Source organism: Pseudomonas carassii (assembly GCF_036324045.1).
GTDB lineage: Bacteria > Pseudomonadota > Gammaproteobacteria > Pseudomonadales > Pseudomonadaceae > Aquipseudomonas > Aquipseudomonas peradeniyensis.
This window is the reverse complement of sequence record NZ_JAZDCT010000050.1, coordinates 1-19,238: the sequence shown is the minus strand read 5'-3', so window position 1 is coordinate 19,238 and position 19,238 is coordinate 1. Positions and strand designations below refer to the sequence as shown.

The 19,238-nt window shown below is 63.7% G+C and carries 17 protein-coding genes; 8 read left to right on the top strand and 9 right to left on the bottom strand.

Going from position 1 to position 19,238, the window contains the following annotated elements; translation table 11 throughout:
• Nucleotides 1–137: 137 nt before the first annotated feature.
• Complete coding sequence (locus tag V0R62_RS24985; protein ID WP_330105612.1) at nucleotides 138–2,063, top strand: AAA family ATPase; 1,926 nt, start codon at nucleotides 138–140, stop codon at nucleotides 2,061–2,063.
• 291 nt (nucleotides 2,064–2,354) lie between these two features.
• Nucleotides 2,355–2,711, top strand: a complete 357-nt coding sequence (locus V0R62_RS24980) for a DUF6124 family protein (protein WP_330105611.1) — start codon at nucleotides 2,355–2,357, stop codon at nucleotides 2,709–2,711.
• Nucleotides 2,712–3,002: 291 nt separating this feature from the next.
• Here V0R62_RS24980 and V0R62_RS24975 read toward each other — a convergent pair whose 3' ends face one another.
• Together V0R62_RS24975 and V0R62_RS24970 are read right to left on the bottom strand one after the other, a co-directional pair.
• Complete coding sequence (locus V0R62_RS24975; RefSeq protein WP_330105610.1) at nucleotides 3,003–3,422, bottom strand: bleomycin resistance protein; 420 nt, start codon at nucleotides 3,420–3,422, stop codon at nucleotides 3,003–3,005.
• Between the two features lie 221 nt (nucleotides 3,423–3,643).
• On the bottom strand, nucleotides 3,644–4,015 hold the full coding sequence (locus V0R62_RS24970; protein WP_330105609.1) for a GFA family protein: 372 nt from the start codon (nucleotides 4,013–4,015) through the stop codon (nucleotides 3,644–3,646).
• Between the two features lie 167 nt (nucleotides 4,016–4,182).
• On the opposite strand from V0R62_RS24970, the gene V0R62_RS24965 reads away from it, so the two are divergent.
• The 3 genes from V0R62_RS24965 (at nucleotide 4,183) to V0R62_RS24955 (ending at nucleotide 6,609) form a co-directional block, all read left to right on the top strand.
• A complete protein-coding gene (locus V0R62_RS24965) occupies nucleotides 4,183–4,338 on the top strand; it encodes a hypothetical protein (RefSeq protein ID WP_155952705.1) in 156 nt (51 codons plus the stop codon).
• 58 nt (nucleotides 4,339–4,396) lie between these two features.
• The gene (locus V0R62_RS24960) at nucleotides 4,397–4,876 is read left to right on the top strand and encodes a hypothetical protein (protein ID WP_330105608.1); all 480 of its coding nucleotides are present in this window, start codon (nucleotides 4,397–4,399) and stop codon (nucleotides 4,874–4,876) included.
• Between the two features lie 230 nt (nucleotides 4,877–5,106).
• Complete coding sequence (locus tag V0R62_RS24955) at nucleotides 5,107–6,609, top strand: sensor domain-containing diguanylate cyclase (protein WP_456239205.1); 1,503 nt, start codon at nucleotides 5,107–5,109, stop codon at nucleotides 6,607–6,609.
• Nucleotides 6,610–6,612: 3 nt separating this feature from the next.
• Here V0R62_RS24955 and V0R62_RS24950 read toward each other — a convergent pair whose 3' ends face one another.
• On the bottom strand, nucleotides 6,613–6,972 hold the full coding sequence (locus V0R62_RS24950; RefSeq protein ID WP_330105606.1) for a VOC family protein: 360 nt from the start codon (nucleotides 6,970–6,972) through the stop codon (nucleotides 6,613–6,615).
• A gap of 295 nt (nucleotides 6,973–7,267) precedes the next feature.
• On the opposite strand from V0R62_RS24950, the gene V0R62_RS24945 reads away from it, so the two are divergent.
• The gene (locus tag V0R62_RS24945; RefSeq protein WP_330105605.1) at nucleotides 7,268–7,720 is read left to right on the top strand and encodes a hypothetical protein; all 453 of its coding nucleotides are present in this window, start codon (nucleotides 7,268–7,270) and stop codon (nucleotides 7,718–7,720) included.
• A gap of 149 nt (nucleotides 7,721–7,869) precedes the next feature.
• Nucleotides 7,870–9,204 carry an MFS transporter gene (locus V0R62_RS24940; RefSeq protein WP_330105604.1) on the top strand — a complete coding sequence of 445 codons (1,335 nt, stop codon included), beginning with the start codon at nucleotides 7,870–7,872 and terminating at the stop codon, nucleotides 9,202–9,204.
• Between the two features lie 115 nt (nucleotides 9,205–9,319).
• Here V0R62_RS24940 and katG read toward each other — a convergent pair whose 3' ends face one another.
• The 6 genes from katG to V0R62_RS24910 all read right to left on the bottom strand — a co-directional run bounded on the left by katG (nucleotide 9,320) and on the right by V0R62_RS24910 (nucleotide 17,971).
• Nucleotides 9,320–11,554, bottom strand: coding sequence for a catalase/peroxidase HPI (katG, locus tag V0R62_RS24935; RefSeq protein ID WP_330105603.1), 2,235 nt, complete (start codon nucleotides 11,552–11,554; stop codon nucleotides 9,320–9,322).
• Between the two features lie 316 nt (nucleotides 11,555–11,870).
• The gene (locus V0R62_RS24930; RefSeq protein ID WP_330105602.1) at nucleotides 11,871–13,283 is read right to left on the bottom strand and encodes a DOPA decarboxylase; all 1,413 of its coding nucleotides are present in this window, start codon (nucleotides 13,281–13,283) and stop codon (nucleotides 11,871–11,873) included.
• Nucleotides 13,284–13,401: 118 nt separating this feature from the next.
• On the bottom strand, nucleotides 13,402–14,346 hold the full coding sequence (locus V0R62_RS24925) for a LysR family transcriptional regulator (protein ID WP_330105601.1): 945 nt from the start codon (nucleotides 14,344–14,346) through the stop codon (nucleotides 13,402–13,404).
• An 86-nt stretch (nucleotides 14,347–14,432) separates the two neighbouring features.
• A complete protein-coding gene (locus V0R62_RS24920; RefSeq protein WP_028688730.1) occupies nucleotides 14,433–15,143 on the bottom strand; it encodes a YebC/PmpR family DNA-binding transcriptional regulator in 711 nt (236 codons plus the stop codon).
• Between the two features lie 105 nt (nucleotides 15,144–15,248).
• A complete protein-coding gene (locus tag V0R62_RS24915; RefSeq protein ID WP_330105600.1) occupies nucleotides 15,249–16,640 on the bottom strand; it encodes an FAD-dependent oxidoreductase in 1,392 nt (463 codons plus the stop codon).
• Between the two features lie 14 nt (nucleotides 16,641–16,654).
• Nucleotides 16,655–17,971: an MFS transporter gene (locus V0R62_RS24910; protein WP_198745488.1), complete on the bottom strand. Its 1,317-nt coding sequence runs from the start codon at nucleotides 17,969–17,971 to the stop codon at nucleotides 16,655–16,657.
• 245 nt (nucleotides 17,972–18,216) lie between these two features.
• Here V0R62_RS24910 and V0R62_RS24905 point away from each other — a divergent pair, with 245 nt between their 5' ends.
• Nucleotides 18,217–19,086, top strand: a complete 870-nt coding sequence (locus tag V0R62_RS24905; protein ID WP_330105599.1) for a LysR substrate-binding domain-containing protein — start codon at nucleotides 18,217–18,219, stop codon at nucleotides 19,084–19,086.
• The last annotated feature ends 152 nt before the right edge of the window (nucleotides 19,087–19,238 follow it).

The following is a 19,238-nucleotide window of genomic DNA, read 5'->3' as shown; positions in this document are numbered from 1 at the left end:
ACCGCTCTCGGCCACCGCGCACCAATTCGAAAACCAGTGGCAAATAGCCATCTACCGATATAGGATCCAACCCACACTGGGCTGACTCGATCTGCCCCACGGACTATACGCAAGATGGATATGTAAGGCGCACACTTATGCTTATTGGATGCTTGGTTCGAGGCTACAAAACCTATTCAAATGTTAACTTTATCCCACTAATAAAAGAAAAGCCTCACAAACTATCCATATTTATCGGCGACAACGGAGCAGGGAAATCCTCGATTCTTGAGGCGATAGATGTCTGCTTCAACGACAGAGACTGGAATTTCAATATTGGGTCCAAAAGATCAGAAGCCTTCATATGCCCGATCTTTATACTAAAAAAAGACGAATGTAAAATAAGCAACAAAGCCCTACAATACATCAGCGACTTCTTTTGGAGCTACCAACTCCCTTCCAACTCCAGCGTAGTCACTTACGACGGAATGGAGAAATTTGTTTCGTTCCGCGAACAGATAAAAGCATGGGCCAACCCGGCTGACTATTACCTGATCTGCGTTGGCGTCGATTCCGACAAAGAGACCTATTTCACATCAACCTTAGACTCGGCAATCAGAAACAAGTTACGCCCAAAAGGCGTATCATACTCCGACCTTGACAATCTCAAAAAAAACATACTGAATCTCTACAAGTACATATATATCCCAGTCGAAGTAACCACGAAAGATGTACTAAGCATAGAGTCTCTAGAACTTCAGGGGCTTATGGATAAAAATCTCATCAGTGAGATTGAAAACATACTCAAAGAAACACGCAACAATACAAGTATCGTGGAAGAAATCAACACAAAGCTTGATGTATTCCTCAGAAACATAAATGACACCCTGGGCAAAGACAACTACAACTACTCCACCCCAGTAATCGGACAAAAGAAACTCCACGCTTCCGATATCGTGTCCCCAATCATAGAAAGCTACTTCGCAAACCGAACCCTCCAAAAAGACAAAAAGCCAATTTCCGCCCTTAGTTCTGGTGAACAACGCCGAGCGCTTATAGACGTCGCACATGCATTTGTTACAAATAGCCAGTCCCGTCAAAAAGAGCTTATTGTAGCAATCGACGAGCCCGAGGCATCACTTGCAAATCGAGCAAGCTATGAACAATTCAGAAAAATCTTCGCCATCGCAGAACAACGTAACTGCCAAGCAATCATATCGACTCACTGGTATGGACTCCTAATAACTTCCCAGAATGCTGCACTCCACCACATTCATAACGACTCATCCAAAACTGAGATCAATAGCTTCGACTTGTCTAACGTCCATGAATCTCGACGAGCTTTTCCAGACTCCATCGCGATGAAAAGCTTCTTTGACCTTATCTCATCGATTCTTTCAATACTTAAGAACAGCAACGAGAACTGGATTATCTGCGAAGGTTCAGATGATAAGAACTACCTTTCAAAGCTAATCAACGGATCCATCCCGAATCTCACCATTCTCCCTGTTGGCGGAATCGCCAACGTCATAAAAATCTTTAACTATCTAAAAATTGCCGTACAGGACACATCTGAACGCAAGCTCATTCAAGGAAAAATTTTTTGCATTATAGACACGGACAATGTTCGCACAGAAGTAAATCCTTGCATCAAATCCGAAGAGCGCTCAATACTGCAAATCAAAAGATTCCAACTAGAGGACGGCAACGCCAAACTCATCGACCCCACAAGCAATGGATACTATTCCAGAACAGTCCTTGAGGATTGCCTGCCCGCCTCCGACTATGCAGAAGCATGCAAACGAACTCGCAGCACCTTGAAAAAGTCATTTGCAATCGAAAGCAACCCAAACGCCACTTACGCCATGATCAACTACAACATGGCCTTCTTGGAGACGGATAGTCTTAAGCATAGAGAAACAGTCAAAGACTTTGTATCAGACTCTCACAACAAGTACTTAATATCTGAAAACTACATCAGCCTACGAAGCCCCGAATGGATGAGAACCATTATAGACTTTTTCTGTCCACCGACTAAGCCGAGTGAAGTTTCCAAAAAAAGTGACACAACCGTCGTAGGGTGATGGATTCATGCCTAGTTGCTTGAAGCACATGTAAAATTCGGATATCTTAAGAAGGTCGCCATATCAGGCGACCCAGGCTTGGCGGCTTGGAACGAAGGCGCAAAGCGCCCATACCACTTCGCAGGCGCTTTTTTTGTGCCTGCGAAGATGCTCTATGGCGGGCTGCGCATGGACTTCTTCGGGAGTGCCGGTTCCCTTCGTACCGGTCCGCCAACCTTGCGTAGTCCGTCACCCTTACCTGCTTGGCGGCAGGCAGTGGCGGATTTCCTTATCTACGAAGGGAGCTCTGCTATGTCCAAAGGATTACCCGATCCTCCTCAACCACCCTGCTGTGCCCACTACACCTTCGGCACCTGCAACAACCATCACGCCCCGCTCTTCACCGTCCGCCCCGGCGTCTTCGCCGAGGATGCGCTGGTCCACGCCATTCAACTCGTGCAGCAGGCCTACCAGGCCACCACCCTCGCCCGTGAGGACGTGCAGGGCGATGCCCGGCGCTTGCTGGGGGGATCGCAATTGTCGCTGGAGATGGTCGAAGCCTTGCTGAACAAAGTGCTGGATAGGTTGGTGCTGCTGCCGAGCAATCCACCTGCGCCTGATCGGCCAGGGCGACTGGAAAAGCCGATCAGACGAGAGGATTTCAGCTAGCAGTGGGATACGTGTCTGGCTGGCAGGTCTGTCGCCAGACGCTTTGAAGTGATTGCTTCGAGGTTTGGTGATTGGATTTTTCTCACAGCTCCCTGGGATCTGCATGGGGCCTGAGACGGTAGAGCATCGCCGGCAAGCCGGCTCCCACAGGTACTCGCTAGTGTTTTGCAACTGCATGGCACCGGCGACGCCGGTGATCGCGGGGCAAGCCCGCTCCCACGTTGACCTGGTAGCGTTGCTTCCTGCGCGACAGCGCAAATGAGCAGGACGCGTACTCTAGCGCCGATGCGCTCAGGCCGGGCGCTCACCCAGCCGTTGCGCCAGCCTCAGCAGATAACCATCCGGGTCCTGGACCAGAAACTGACGCAGCCCCACCTCGATGGCGTCGGCGCGATACCAGACGTCCTCGCACGCCTGGAACAACGGCCAGCGATGGCGCTCGAGCCGCTCGACCAGCGGCGCGACCGCCGCGACGTCGATCTGCAGATTGATCCCCCGCCCCAAGGGTTTTTCCAGGGGACCGGTGAGCCAGTGATCCTCGGCGTCAAACTCCTCGAGCATGACCTGCGCGCCCTGCAGGTCGAGGTAGGCAAAGCGCTGCTCCGGGCGCTGGTAGGCGATCTCGAACCCCAACAACGAAACCCAGAAATCCAGGCTGCGATCGAGGTCGCTGACAATCAGTTCGGGCACCATCTTGTTGCGCTGCAGCATCCAATCGTCCTTGAGCGGCATAGGAAAGTGGCGCACATGATATCCCTTACTCAATCTCAGGTCGTGCACCAAGGCGGGCAACCATGGCCTGACAGGTTCGGCACGTTGCAATAGATGTGGGAGCGGCCTTGCGTCGCGATGCGCCGCGCAGGCGGCGCTCGATCTCACAGGCGCAGCAAGGCCCTCGCCGAACACCTGTCAGCCTCCCCCACTCCCAACCATCACCCCACCTTCCACCAACGCGGCCGACAAGCCCGAAACGAATGCGAGGTCGGCCGCAGTGCCTGGTCACCCTTGGCATCGAAGCAGCCCAGCAGCAAGGCCACCGTCGGCGCATCGTCAATGGCCCCGAGGGAACTGCCGCAGGTGGCACAGAACGCACGGCTGGAACCTTCGGACGAGCGATATAGCGCAGGCAATCCACCCTCCCCGGTCCAGGCGACCGCCGCCTTGTCGAACTCCACCCAGCACAGGGTCAGGCTGCCGGAATGTCGCTGGCACAGCCCGCACGAGCAGGTATGCGGAAAACGCGGCTCACCGCTGGCGGCGAAACGGATACGGCCGCACAGGCAGCCACCTTTGTAGAGGGTCATGGGGTTACCTTCCTTGGCTGCCGGGATTGCCGCACAATAGCCAACCTGACGCCCAACGGCGGCGCAAAAGTGTTACGCCGTGTGGCATGCCGACCTGCGCTGCCTGCGCCACCTGCTACAGTGCGCCCCGCGGCCCTTCCGGCCCCTGCAATGATGGAAACCTGCTGATGGAAAGAATGATCCAGTTCGTGGCCGTGGTGGTGGTCTGCACCCTCATCGGCGTCGCCTGCGAACACTACGAAGTGAACCGCTACCTGAAATGGCTGCTGATGGCCCTGCCGGCAATCCTCTGGGTGCGCCTGCGCAATCCACTGCAACGCTGATTCCCCCGCCACGGGTTTGCAGTACACTCCCAAGCCTTACCGTGCCCAAGGCCCCGCCATGCCCCGCCTGCCTCGTCTACTGCTCCCCATGTTGCTGCTCGGTGCCCTCGCCGCCTGCGACCAGAAACCCAGCCGCGAGGAAAAGATCCTCGCCAACCTGCCCCTGCAGGAAGCCTACGACCACAACATCGAGCGCATGGCCGGGCTGCTGGCCATGACCCATGGGCAGGTGCCCGAGGACAAGATCAAGGACGTGCTGCGCAAGCACCTGACCGTCGACGACCAGCGCCAGGACCTGTTCAGGTTGTACAGCGAGGAGCACTTCAGCGATGCCGAGTTCGACCTTATCGTCCAGGCCACCCGCGATCCGGCCAAGGCCAGGGAGCTTGGCCAGAGCGAGGAAGGCAAGCGCCTGAGCGAGAAGCTCACCACGCTGATGCGCGAAAGCGCCAGTGACGTCAAGGTCCAGGCCCTGGTGCAGGAGCGCATGCAACAGGTCGAGGATGACCTGCGAGCGCTGGAGCAGACTGCGCCCTGAGCCTGGATAACAAGGGCGGATAATTCCGCGAGCTCCGTGGGAAACCGGAACCCCCTTTGTGCTCCAACCCTGCAATTGCGCTCAAGCATGGTCCACCTTGCGCCAAGCGCGTAAGGTGCGTTTTCCGCTGTATCCGACGAGGCCAAGGATTGCGATATTTCACCCCGCACGGACTGCGCCCCGACCTGCGCACGCTCATACTCGCCCTGTGCGCCACCACGGCCCTGGTCATGCTGCTGGCCAGCTACTTCGCCAGTTACCGGGTGCAACGGCAACTGCTGATCGACAGCGCCCTGGAAGCCAACCGGGCCTATGCCGCCAAGCTGGCCGCGGTGACCGAGACCACCCTGGTCAATGCCCTGCAGCAACTGGCCTACAGCGCCAGGCAATGTGGCCTGCACCCGGACGACGACAGCCTGGTGCAGGGTGAGATCGACCGCCTGCAGCAGCAGGGCAACCTGTTCAACTCCACCTTGAGGATCGACGCCCAGGGGACCTTGCGCGCGCTCTCGCCCGCCCCGCTGCAACACCTGGCCGGGACCCAGGCGTCCTCACCCGGCGCCCTGGAGGCGCTGCGCGCACGTCGCACGCTGATCTCCACGCCGTTCCTGTCGGCGGCCGACAACCTGCTGGTGATCCTGTCGCAACCGATCTTCGATGCCGACGGCCACTACCACGGCTATATCGGCGGCAGCCTGTACCTGCGCGAACGCAACCTGCTCAACAGCCTGCTGGGCACGCACTTCTACCAGAACGGCTCGTACCTGTACGTGGTCGACCGCAATCGCCGGCTGCTGTTTCACCCTGACGGCAAGCGGGTCGGCACCCTGGTGGACGACAACCCGCTGCTCGACGAACTGCCGACCCTCGATCACGGTACCCGTCGCCTGGTCAACAGCCAGGGCGTGGAGATGCTCGCCGGCTTCGCCACGGTGCCCAGCGCCGGCTGGACCATCGTCGCCCAGCAGCCACTGCGCCAGACCGTGGCACCGCTGCGCCAGCTGATCCTCAATGTGGTGGCCATTTCCGCGCCGCTGGCCCTGCTTGGCTGCCTGCTGCTCTACTGGCTCACGCAGGTCATCGCCCACCCGTTGCGGCAGTTGACCAGTGTCGCCCGAGGCATGGGCCAGCAGCAGACCACCGAGCGCATCCACCAGGTCCGCGCCTGGTACGCCGAGGCCGCGGAGCTCAAGCGCGCCTTGCTGTTTGGCGTGAACCTGCTGCAGGAGCGTATCGGCCGGCTCAACCGCGATGCCCAGACCGACCCGCTGACCGGGCTGGTCAACCGTCGCGGGCTGCAGCAGGCGCTGCGCGTGCAGCAGGCCGAGCTGCGCGGGTTTGCCGTGGTGGTGCTGGACATCGACCACTTCAAGCGGATCAACGACAGCCATGGCCACGATGCCGGCGACCGGGTGCTGCAGCAACTGGCCGGGCTGATGCGCGGTACCTGCCGCGAAGGCGACGTGCTGTGCCGTACCGGCGGCGAGGAATTCCTCATGCTGCTGCCGGGGGCCGGCCTGGAGGTGGCGACAGCCGTCGCCGGGCACCTGCGCCTGACGGTCGAGCACACCCCGGTCGCGCCGATCGGCGTACTGACCATCTCCCTGGGCGTGGCCAGCTGGCAGCCCCACGACGCCGACACACCCGCCGATGCCCTGGCCAGGGCGGACAAGGCGCTTTACCAGGCCAAGAAGAAGGGGCGCAACCGCGTCTGCATCGACAGCCCGGCCTGACATCTACACAGCGTCGGCCGTCCACACCGCCAGCTCATAGCCGTCCGGGTCGATGAAATGGAAACGCCGTCCACCAGGAAACGCGAACACCTGTCGGCTGATTCGCGCGCCGGCCGCCTCGATGCGCTGCTGGACCTGCGCCAGGTCAGCGGCATACAGGATGATCAGCGGCCCGCCCGGGCATACCGGTTCGCCCGTGGTGAAACCACCCGTGAGGCGACCATCGCTGAACTCGGTGTAGGTAGGGCCGTAGTCGGTGAAGGTCCAGCCGAACACCTGGCCATAAAAAGCCTTGCTGCGGGCGATATCGCCCACGTTGAACTCGATGTTGTCGATTTGCCGGTCGTTGCCGCGCACACCCATGATGAGCCTCCTTGCAGTGATTGGAGGCGGTAGCTTAATGCAAGCGCCACACGCGCACAGGGCCGTTCCCACAAATCATGCTTGACCTTCCAGAGTGCTGTAAGATCCCGCGCCTTTGTGCTGCCCCGAGTCGCTCAAGGACCTGCACGCATCGCACTACCCACTCGTTGCGATCAGGAGTGACCGCAACCTGTTCCTCTGAAGATCATCACCCCGGCCTCGTTCATCCAGCGGACCTACCGTTTTTCCAACCCGGTACACGAAAGTACCGAAGCTCCCAACCAAGGACGTTCCCGTGTCACAGAACCACCGCCTCACCCTGCTGCCCCTCGCCGCCCTCAGCCTGGCGACCCTCATGGCCTGCAGTGCCACTCCCCAGGCCAGCACGAAAGTCGACCCCATCACCATGGCCAGCTTCACGGCAGCCATGCAGAGCGCGCTCATCAACCGGATCGCTGCCGCCAACCAGGGCACCCTGGTTGGCGTGGTCACGCTCAAGCTGACCCTGGACCGAAACAACCAACCCACCGCCTGCAAGGCCATGCGCAGCTCCCCCGCCGTGCAAAGCCGGCTGCCCCCGCTGACGGTAACCTCCGACTTCAAACAGCTGGCGCAACTGGTCGAGCGCCAATGCTGGCAAACCACCTACCCGCCCGTACCCGAGGGCTTGTTCGAGAACAACGAGGTCGAGGTGATCGCCCCCCTGGTACTGATGCCTCACGTGCCGAGATCGCTTGTGCGGCCATGAGGTCGAGGGGGCGGTGCTAACGGATATCCGGAGGTCGCCCCCGACAAAGCCTCCTCGCCCTGCCGCTTGTCTACTGGTCGCAGAACAACGACGGCGCGCCCCGAGCGCGCCGCATCCGCCCAGGCTGCCCAGTGCAACGGAGAGCATCCATGTCCATCCCCCATGAGGTCCCGCCCGCCACCTTGCGGCGGGTGATCGCCGCCTCGGCCATCGGCAACTTCGTCGAATGGTTCGACTTCGCCGTCTACGGTTTTCTCGCCACCCTGATCGCCAGCCAGTTCTTCGCCAGCGAGGACGCCAGCGTCGCCCTGCTCAAGACTTTCGCCGTGTTCGCCGTGGCCTTCGCCCTGCGCCCGCTGGGCGGTATCGTGTTCGGCGCGCTGGGCGACCGGCTCGGACGCAAGCGCATCCTGTCGCTGACCATCCTGCTGATGGCCGGCTCCACCACCCTGATCGGCCTGCTGCCGACCTACGCCAGCATCGGCGTGCTGGCCCCGGTCCTGCTCACCCTCGCCCGCTGCCTGCAGGGGTTTTCCGCGGGCGGCGAGTATGCCGGCGCCTGCGCCTACCTGATGGAGCACGCGCCACGGGGCCGGCGGGCGTTCTACGGCAGCTTCGTGCCGGTCTCGACATTCAGCGCCTTCGCCTGCGCGGCGGTCATCGCCTACGGCCTGGAAGCCAGCCTCACGCCCGAGGCGATGAATGCCTGGGGCTGGCGCGTGCCGTTCCTGGTGGCCGCGCCCCTGGGCCTGGTGGGCCTGTACCTGCGCTGGCGCATGGAGGAAACCCCGGCGTTTCGCCAGGCGCTGGCCGAAGGCAAGGCCCACGCGCACTCACCGCTGGGTGATACCCTGCGCCACCACGGCCGCACCATCCGCAACCTCGGCGCGTTCATCTCGCTGACAGCGCTGTCGTTCTACATGTTCACCACCTACTTCGCCACCTACCTGCAGACGGTCGGCCACCTCAGCCGCGCCCAGGCGCTGCTGGTCTCGACCGTGGCCCTGTTGTTCGCTGCCGCCGGCTGCCCGCTGGCGGGTGCCTTCAGCGACCGCGTCGGCCGGCGCCGGACCATCGGCTTCACCTGCCTGTGGGTGATGCTCGCGGTGTTCCCCGCCTACTGGCTGGCCAGTTCCGGTTCACTGTCAGGAGCCTTGCTGGGGGTGATCCTGCTGGCCATCGGCGCACTGATGAGCGGCGTAGTCACCGCCGCGCTGCTGTCGGAATGCTTCCCTACCCGCAGCCGCTACACGGCCTCGGCGATCACCTACAACGTCGCCTACACCCTGTTCGGCGGCACCGCGCCGCTGGTGGCGACCTGGCTGATCGAACAGAGCGGCAGCCGGCTGGCGCCGGCGTTCTATCTGGTGGTGATTGCCTTGCTGGCGTTGGTGGGCGGGTTGGCCTTGCCGGAGACCTCGCAGGCGTCATTGCATGAGGACACCCCAGGCAACGATCAGCCTGGGGTATCCCAAGACCTGTAGGTGATAGCCCTGGGGCTTCTCGTGGGAGCGGGCTTGCCCCGCGATGATGGCCATCAACCGTTCAGGCCTCATCGCGGGGCAAGCCCGCTCCCACAAACTTCTCCCACGCCTTTCCTCAGGTCAGGTCGAACCTGTCCAGTTCCATGACCTTCACCCACGCCGCCACGAAGTCCTTGACGAACTTGTCCTTGGCATCGCTGCTGCCATACACCTCGCTCAGGGCACGCAACTGCGCATGGGAGCCGAACACCAGGTCGACCCGGCTGGCGGTCCATTTCACCTGACCGGTCTTGCGGTCACGGCCTTCGAACGCCTCGTTGTCGGCCGAGGTCGGCTTCCACTCCACGCCCATGTCCAGCAGGTTGCGGAAGAAGTCGTTGCTGAGCACGCCGACCTTGTCGGTGAACACGCCGTCCTTGCTGCCGCCATGGTTGGCGCCGAGCACCCGCAGGCCGCCGATCAGCACGGTCAGCTCCGGTGCGGTGAGCGTCAGCAGCTGGGCCTTGTCCAGCAGCAGCTTCTCGGCCTTGACGCTGTATCGCGCCTTGCTGAAATTGCGGAAACCGTCGGCCAGCGGCTCGAGCACGGCGAACGATTCGACATCGGTCTGCTCCTGCGAGGCATCCACGCGCCCCGGATGGAACTGCACGCTGATGTTGTGCCCGGCATCCTTGGCGGCCTTCTCCACCGCCACGCTGCCGGCCAGCACGATCAGGTCGGCCAGGGAGATCTTGTTACCGCCCTCGCTGCGGATCTTCTCCAGTGCCGTCAGCACCTTGTCCAGGCCCTGGTTCGCCGTCCAGCCGTTCTGCGGAGCCAGGCGCAACCGCGCACCGTTGGCGCCACCGCGCTTGTCGGAACCGCGGAAGGTCGAGGCCGAGGCCCAGGCGGCGGAGACCAGTTCCGGAACACTCAGCCCCGAAGCCAGCACCTTGGCCTTGAGCGCGGCGATATCGGCGTCGCTCGGTTGCGGTCCTGATTTGGGCAGCGGATCCTGCCACAGCAGCTCCTCGTTGGGCATTTCCGGCCCGAGGTAGCGGGCCAGCGGGCCCATGTCGCGGTGGATCAGCTTGTACCAGGCGCGGGCGAAAGCGTCGGCGAGCTGGTCAGGGTTGTCTTTGAAACGCCGGGCGATGGGTTCGTAGATAGGGTCGAAACGCAGCGCCAGGTCAGAGGTGAGCATCGATGGCGCGTGCTTCTTGCCGGGGTCATGGGCATCGGGCACGGTCCCTGCCCCCTTGCCATCCTTCGGCCGCCACTGGTGGGCACCGGCCGGGCTCTTGGTCAGCTCCCACTCGAAGTTGAACAGGTTGTTGAGGTACTCGTTGCTCCACTTCGTCGGGGTCGAGGTCCAGATCACTTCCAGGCCACTGGTGATGGTGTCGCCGCCCTTGCCGGTACCGAACTTGTTGTGCCAGCCAAAACCTTGCTGCTCCAGGCCCGCCGCTTCCGGCTCGGCGCCGACATTGTCGGCAGGGCCGGCGCCGTGGGTCTTGCCGAAGGCGTGGCCACCGGCGATCAGCGCCACGGTCTCTTCATCGTTCATGGCCATGCGGCCGAAGGTCTCGCGGATGTCCTTGCCCGAGGCGACCGGATCGGGGTTGCCCTCCGGCCCTTCCGGGTTCACATAGATCAGGCCCATCTGCACGGCGGCCAGCGGGTTCTCCAGGTTGCGCTCACCCGCCAGGTCACGGCCCTGTTCTTCCGGGCGCTTGGCCGGCTCGGCCACCAGGTCGCCCTTGCCCGGGGCCTCGGCCTTGCCGTAGCGGGTGTCCCCGCCGAGCCAGACTTTTTCCGAGCCCCAGTACACGTCTTCGTCCGGCTCCCACACATCGGCGCGACCACCGGAGAAGCCGAAGGTCTTGAAGCCCATGGATTCGAGAGCGACGTTGCCGGTGAGCACGATCAGGTCGGCCCAGGAGATCTTGTTGCCGTACTTCTGCTTGATCGGCCACAGCAGGCGCCGGGCCTTGTCCAGGCTGACGTTGTCCGGCCAGCTGTTGAGCGGGGCGAAGCGCTGCTGGCCGGAGCCGGCGCCGCCACGGCCGTCACCGATACGGTAGGTGCCGGCGCTGTGCCAGGCCATGCGAATGAACAGCGGGCCATAGTGGCCGAAGTCGGCCGGCCACCAGTCCTGTGAGTCAGTCATCAAGGCGGTCAGGTCTTTTTTCAGGGCCTGGAAGTCGAGGCTCTTGAACGCCTTGGCGTAGTCGAAGTCCGGGTCCATGGGGTCGGACTTGCTGGAGTGCTGGTGGAGGATCTTCAGGTTGAGCTGGTCAGGCCACCAGTCACGGTTGCTGGTGCCGCCACCGGCGGTCTGATGGAACGGGCATTTCGATTCGTTCGCCATCTGCTTCTACCTTTTGGGTCGGTTCAATTCAGATTTCCGGGCGTTCTTGTATTTTCGCTGCCAGGTGTTGGAACAGGCGCGCCCGCAAGCGCGCCACTCCTCATCAGTTGTGGCCGGGCACGCCTGTGCACCGGCTTTTCGCGGAACCAGCAGAAAGACTAGTCGAGCCTGGGCAGAGGTCTAATAGAGGCGCTATTGGGGGGTGATAGCCTTGCTCTGTCAGCCTTGCAAAACGAGTCGCGGGGCAAGGCCACTCCCACAAACACGTGGGAGCAGGCTTGCCCCGCGACAGGTTCCAGCGCCTGGATTTGCCGTGTTACTCGGCCACCACCGCCTGCAACCGGGCCCACAGTCGCTCGACATGCTCACGCTCGGTCGGCAGCGCCCCCACCGACACCCGCACCATCCAGCGCCCGTCCAGAGTCGCCGGGGTCACGTAGGCATCGCCCGAAGCGTTGAGACGCTCGGCCCAGCCGCGGGTGTGGGCATCCAGCGCCTCGCCCTCGAGGCCCACCGGGCGATGGCGGATGCACAGGGTCTGCAACTGCACCGGCGCCAGCACTTCCCACTGCGCCGTCGACTCGATTTGGGCGGCCAGCCAGCGGGTGTTTTCCAGGTCGCGGCGCAGGCGTTGCTGCAGGGCCTCGACCCCTTCGCTGCGCAGCATGAACCACAGTTTCAGCGCCCGGAACCGACGCCCCAGCGGGATGCCCCAGTCGCGCAGGTTCTTCACCTCACCATCGACCGCCGACTGCAGGTAGCTGGGGTTGGTGCTCATCACCCGGATCAGGTGCTGCGGATCGCGCACGTAGTAGATCGAGCAGTCGAAGGCCACGCCCAACCACTTGTGGGCGTTGACCACCACCGAGTCGGCCAGCTCGATGCCGTCCCACATCCAGCGGCATTCCGGGAGGATCATCGCCGAGCCGGCCATGGCCGAGTCCACGTGCAGCCACAGCTGGTTGGCCTGGGCGATCTCGCCGATCGGGCGCAGCGGGTCCAGCGCGGTGGTGGTGGTGGTGCCGGTGGTGGCGACCACGGCACAGGGTTGGTTGCCGGCGGCCAGGTCCTGCTCGATGGCTTCGCGCAGTGCCTCAGGACGCATGGCGTAGCGCGCGTCGGTGGGGATCAGGCGGATGTTGTCGCGGCCGAAGCCGGCCAGCAGCGCGGCCTTGTCCACCGAGCTGTGGGCGTGGGCGCTGACATAGACGATCAACGGTTTGGCCTGGGCCTGCAGGCCGCCGTGCACCTGGGCGTGATCGGTGGCGCGCTCGCGGGCGCTGATCAGCGCCACCAGGGTGCTGGTCGAGGCGGTGTCCTGGATCACCCCGCTCCACTGCCCGCTCAGGCCCAGCAGCTGGCGCAGCCAATCGAGGGTGGTTTCCTCCAGCTCGCTCAGGGCCGGGCTGGACTGCCAGGACAGGCCGAGCACGCCCAGGCCGGTGCTGAGGAAGTCGCCGAGCACCGACGACAGGGTGCCGTTGGAGGGGAAGTAGCCGTAGAAGTTCGGGTGCTGCCAGTGGGACAGGCCGGGCATCACCAGCTTGTCGACGTCGGCGAGGATGGCTTCGAACGGCTCGCCCTGCTGCGGCGCGCCCTGAGGCAAGGCGGCCTTGAGGTAGCCCGGCTGGACCTGGGCCATGACCGGACGCTCGCCGACGGTCTGGCGGTAGTCGGCGATCAGGTCGATCAGTTGGTGGCCGTACTGGCGAAACTCTTCTGGGGTCATGCGCGTTCTCCTGAGAGGTGTCCGCTGCCTGTCCCGCGAAAGGGCCGGCACAGGCAACACAATGCCCGCAGTCTAGGCGCCTGCCGGCCTGCGAATAACCCCGCTTCGCGCATAGCTGCTATGGCGAAGGCGCATGCCCACCCTGCACGCCGAACTGCGACTGGCGCCACACCTCGAACACCCGATTGCGCAACCAGCGGTGCTCGGCCGAGGCCTGCAGGCGCTGGTGCCACACCACCCAGTAACGCTGGTTGTGGTCGATGAAGCCCATCGGCCGCCAGCTCAGGCCGTGCAGCCGCGCGAGTTGCCGGGCGATGTGCTCGGGCACCGTGGCCAGGGCCTGGCCATTGCCAAGCACCTGGACCATGGCGCTGAAGAACGGCACCTCCAGGCTGATGCGCCGCTGCAGCCCCTGGGCACGCAGGTGACGGTCGATGAAGCTGTCCTTGTCGCCGCCCCCGGACACCCGCACGTGCTTGAAGGCCAGGTAGTCGTCCTGGCTCAGCTCGGCGCGGGCGCTCAGCGGATGATCATGGCGCATCAGGCACACCGCCCGGTCCTCGCCCAGCAACCGGCCATGCAGGTTGGGCGGCGACTCGTCGAACAACGTGGTGGCCAGGTCAATCTCGCCACTGGCGAGCAAAGCGTACTGCCCGGCCTGCCAGGTGCGGTACTCCAGCGACACCCCCGGCGCTTCCTGCTCCAGCACCTTCACCAACTGCGGCAGCATGTGTTCGGCCACATAGTCGGAGGCGGCCAGGCAAAAGCGCCGCTCGCAGCGCGCCGGGTCGAACGCCGCGGGCTGGCGCAGGGCGTTGAGTTCCTCCAGCACCTGGCGCAACGGTTCGACCAGCGCCTCGGCATGCTCGCTGAGCACATAGCCACGGCCCTGGCGCACCAGCAGCGGGTCGTCGAAGGCCTCGCGCAGGCTGGCCAGCTGGCGGCTCAGGGCCGATTGGCTGCAGCCCAGGCGCTCGGCGGCGTGGCTGAGGTTCTTCAGTTGCAGGAGGCAGTCGAGGGTGCGCAGGTGGGTGAGGCTGAGGGAGGCGAAGGTGGGGTGCATGGCACAGGTCCGGAAATGATCGCGGGGCAAGCCCGCTCCCACAGATGTGCTGGGAGTGGGGTTGCCCCGCGAGGATGACGCGCGGATCAGTCGGTCAGGCCGACATAGACGTTCTGCACGTCTTCGTTCTCGTCGATCGCCTCGAGGAAGGCCTCGACCTCGGCCAGCGCTTCGGCGCTCAGGCCAGCGGCGCTCACCGGGTTCTTCGGGGTGTAGCCGATCTTCGCCGAGGTGACGGTGAAGCCATGCTCCGGCAGGGCCTTCTGCACCGCGTCCAGGTCGGTGGTGTCGGTGATGAACAGGGTCGAACCCTCTTCCTCGCCGTCCTCGAAGTCCTGGGCACCGGCTTCGATGGCCGCCATTTCCGGGTCGGCATCGCCTTCCGGGGTGGCCTCGATCAGGCCGACATGGTTGAAGTCCCAGGCCACCGAGCCGCTGGCGCCGAGCTGGCCCTTGCGGAACAGCACGCGGATCTGGGCCACGGTGCGGTTGATGTTGTCGGTTAGGCACTCGACGATCAGCGGCACCTGGTGCGGGGCGAAGCCTTCGTAGCTGACGGCATGGTACTGCACGGCCTCGCCGTCCAGGCCCGCGCCTTTCTTGATCGCGCGCTCCAGGGTCTCACGGGTCATCGAGGCTTTCTTGGCCTGGACGATGGCCAGGCGCAGGCGCGGGTTCATGTCCGGGTCGGCGCCCGACTTGGCAGCGATCTGGATCTCCTTGGCCAGCTTGCCCATGATCTTGCCTTTGGCATTGGCCGCTGTTTCTCTATGTTTGGCTTTCCACTGTGCGCCCATAACGACTCTCTTTGTTTCCGCGGCCGGTTCAGGAAGCGACCGGCCTTAAAGTGGGGAGAGTTTATACGCCCTGCGCACCAGGTTCGACAAGAAATCACGTCGGTTTCAGCCCTTGTCCGCCTTCCCCGCCGCCGCCGCGAACTTCGCCAGGCGCACGTCCAGCCGCCGCGGTCGCACGCCACGGTCCTCGGCGCGTTCCTTGCGGCGGATGGCGTTGCGCACCAGCAACGACCCCAGGTAGCGCACCGGCTCCGGCGGAAACTGCCCCAGCGGCCCCTTGACCAGCGGTGAGCGGGTCCAGGCGTTGTCCAGCCCCAGTGCCAGCGAGGACAGGATCTGCCCGCCCATGTGGGACGGTCCCACCCCGCTGCCGGAGTAGCCGAAACCGTAGAACACGTTGCCCTGCCCATCGAGCCGACCGAAGAACGGCAGCCCGGTCACCGAACGGTCCGACGGCCCGTTCCAACTGGCCGCCAGCGGCACCTCGGCCAGCGCCGGGAAGAACTCGCCCAGGCTCTCACGCAGCAGCGGCAGGTACGGCGAAGGCTGGTCGAACACCGGCAGCATGCGCCCGCCGTAGGCAAAGGTATTGCCGCCCTTGCCGAGCATCAGCCGGCCATCGGAGGTGTTGTGGTAATAGTGCACGAAGATCCGCGAGTCGAGCACGCTGACGCCGCTGTCCAGGCCGATCTGGCGCAACAGTTCGGGGCACGGCTCGGTGATCACCATGTCGCTGGAAACGATCGCCACGCTGCGCTCGAACTGCGGGAAGGCCCGCGCCATCCAGGCATTGAGGCCCAGCACCACGCGGTCGGCGCGAACGGTGCCGGCGCGGGTGCGCACCTGCACCGGCGCGCCATGTTCCAGGCCAGTCATCGCCGTGCCCTCGTGGATGCGCACGCCGCGTTGCAAGGCCACCCGGCGCAGACCACGCACCAGCCGTCCCGGCTGCACCGTGGCCGCGGCCGGCGAATACCAACCCTCCAGGTGCCGTTCGGAGCCGGCCAGGCGCTGTACCTGCTCCAGTGCCAGGCGCTGGAACGAATTGATGCCCTGTTGCTCCAGCGCAGCGATCACCGCATCGGTGCCACCGAGCTGGGCCTGGTTGGTGGCGGTGTAGAGCGTGCCGTCCATGCGATAGTCGCAGCGGATGCCGTTGGCCGCGCAGAACTCGCCGATGGCGCCGATGCTGCGTTCGGACTCACGCACCAGGCGCACCGCCTCGGCCACCCCGAACAATCGCTCGAGGGTGAAGTACTTGGCCGACCAGGACAGCGCGCAGCCACCGTTGCGCCCGCTGGCCCCGGCGCCGCAGATATCCGCCTCGAGCAGCAGCACTTCCAGCTGCGGCGCCTGTTCCTTGATCATCAGCGCGGTCCACAGGCCGGTGTAGCCACCACCGACGATGCACACGTCGCAGCGCACGTCACCGGCGAGCGGCGGGCACAGCGCCTCGTCTTCCTGGTCCAGGGCCTGTTGCAGCCAGAAGGGTCTCATCTACTCGCTTTCCTTTAAGTACGCAGTGGCTTGATCGCCATGCTGGTATTGGGTGCCACGTCATTGGCCTGCACGGCGGTCGCTGGTCGACTGTTCCAGTGCGGCAGCAGCACCAGGGCGGAGAACAGCGCGGTGCCGGCGAAGACGATGAACACCGTGACGCTGTCGAAGTAGCCGGGCAGCAGGCCACCGAGCACCGCGCCCACCGAACCGCAACCGTTGACGAAGCCGGCCGCGGTGGCGCCGGCCTTGGCCGTGCCGAAGTCGATGGCCGCGGCGCCGCTGATCATCGAGTCCGGGCCGTACAGGGTCAGGCCCATGACGAACAGCAGGGCCACCACAAGCAGCACGCTGCCGCTGTGCATCGCCGCCATGAAGCCAGCCAGGGTCAGGGTCAGCAGCACCAGGCTGATCACGCAGGCCGGCATGCGCCGGGCGCCGAACAGCTTGTCCGAGGCCAGGCCGATGAGGATCGGCCCGAGCAGCCCGGCCAGTTCGAAGGCCGTGGGGATGATCGCCGCGCCGACCTTGCCCACCGACGGCATCTGTTCGAAGACGATCACCGGCCCCCACAGCAGGATGGCGTAGCGCGCCGGTTTCAACATGAAATAGGCCAGGCCCAGGGTCAGCACCGTGCGGTTACGCAGGATCTCGCGCAACGGTGCCCAGACGCTGCACAGGTTCGCCCCCGGCGCCATGCTCTGCGGCTCGGGCTCCACCGCCGGCAGGCCGACGTCCTCGGGCTTGTTGCGCTGGAAAATGAAGAACAGCACCGCCACCGCGGCCACCACCACGGCGCTGGAGAAGAATGCCGCGTGCCAGGTGCCGACCAGGGTGTAGGCCCACCAGCCGGCAAACGGCGAGGCCACCAAGCCACCGAAGGCGTAGCACGAACTCCATAGCCCCAGCACCCGTCCGCGCTGGGAGGCCGGGAAGAAACTGCCGATGTTCTTGCACAGCCCCGCCCAGCCGGTGGACTGCGCCAACCCCTGGATCAGCATGCAGGTGGCGAAGATCGGGAAGGTCGCGTAGCTGCCCATCACCACCGCGGCCGCCGCCGAGATCAGCAGCCCGCCTAGCACCACCACGCGGGGTCCGAAACGGTCGGCGAGCATGCCCCAGGTGAACTGGCCCACGGCGTAGGCGGCCAGGTAGATCGCGTCGAGGTTGGCCATCGCGGCCTTGTCGAGCATGAAATTCGGATCCTCGCCGATGCCGAGCTTGGCCACCGAGAAGGCTTTGCGGGTGAAGTAGAAGGCGGCGTAGGCCAGCCAGGTGATTGCGAAGATCTGCACGCGCCAGCGCTTGATGGCGCCCAGGGATTGGTTCATTGACTCTGACCTCTTGCTTGAGTGTGCCGGCAGAATGTGAAGAAACGCCTGTCTTGTTGTTGTGTTGCGCACTGCGTGACGGAGGGACGTCACCTGGTCAGATGGCGGTGGTGTCGCCATGGCCGACATGACGCCGCTCGTGGCGGCGTGGTCGGGTTGAAACACATGGAAACAGCTGCTGACTGATAAATAAAATCGATTTATCGTATTTCACACATAAGCCCAGCTTGTAAGCGGAGTGTTCGATGTCGGTCTCCCATGCTCAACTCAAGGCCTTTCATGCAGTCGCCGAACAGGGCAGCTTCACCCGTGCGGCGCAGAAGCTGTTCCTGACCCAGCCGGCGGTCTCCGACCAGGTGCGCAAGCTCGAGGAGCGCTTCGGCGTGCTGCTGTTCCAGCGCAACAAGCGCTCGGTGCAGCTGACCGACCTGGGCGAGCGCCTGCTGGGCGTGACCCAGCGCCTGTTCGCCTGCGAGGCCGAGGCCGTGGAGCTGCTGCAGGACTCCCGCGCCCTGCACACCGGCAGCCTGACCCTGGCGGTGGACGCGCCGGTGCACGTGCTGCCGCAGATCGCCCGGTTCTGCCAGCGCTATCCGGGGATCCAGGTGAAGATCGAGACCGGCAACACCGACGAGTCGCTGGCCCGGCTGTTCAGCTACCAGGCGGACCTGGCCCTGCTCGGGCGCGATGTCGATGACGAGCGGTTGTTCTGCGTGCCGATGCGGCGTGACCCGATGGTGGCGTTTGTCTCGCACAACCATCCGTGGGCCAGCCGGGGGCAGATCAGCCTGGCTGACCTGGACGACACGCCGTTGGTGCTGCGGGAGCCGGGGTCGGTGACGCGGCAGACGCTGGAGGAGGAAATGCAGCGGGCCGGGTTGCGGATTCGGCCGGCGATCCAGGTCGAGGGGCGCGAGGCGGCGCGGGAGGCGGTGGTGGTGGGGATTGGCGTTGGGGTTGTTTCGGCGGCGGAGTTTGGGGCTGATGCGAGGGTTTGTGCTTTGCCGATTGTGGATTGTCGACGGCATTTGACTGAGACGCTGGTTTGTTTGAGTGAGCAGAGGATGCGGCGGGTGGTGGCTACGTTTTTGGAGATGGTTTTGGAGGGGCTATAGAGGCTGGGGCTGGGGCTGGGGCTTTAGTGATTGTTTTGGTTTTTGTATGCGCATTCGTAGACGATATCGACATTTAGTCACCTTTCCGCCCTTACGGCGGGTTACTTTGGTCTTAACTCGCCGTCCGCGGCCAAAGTAACCAAAGCCGCCCC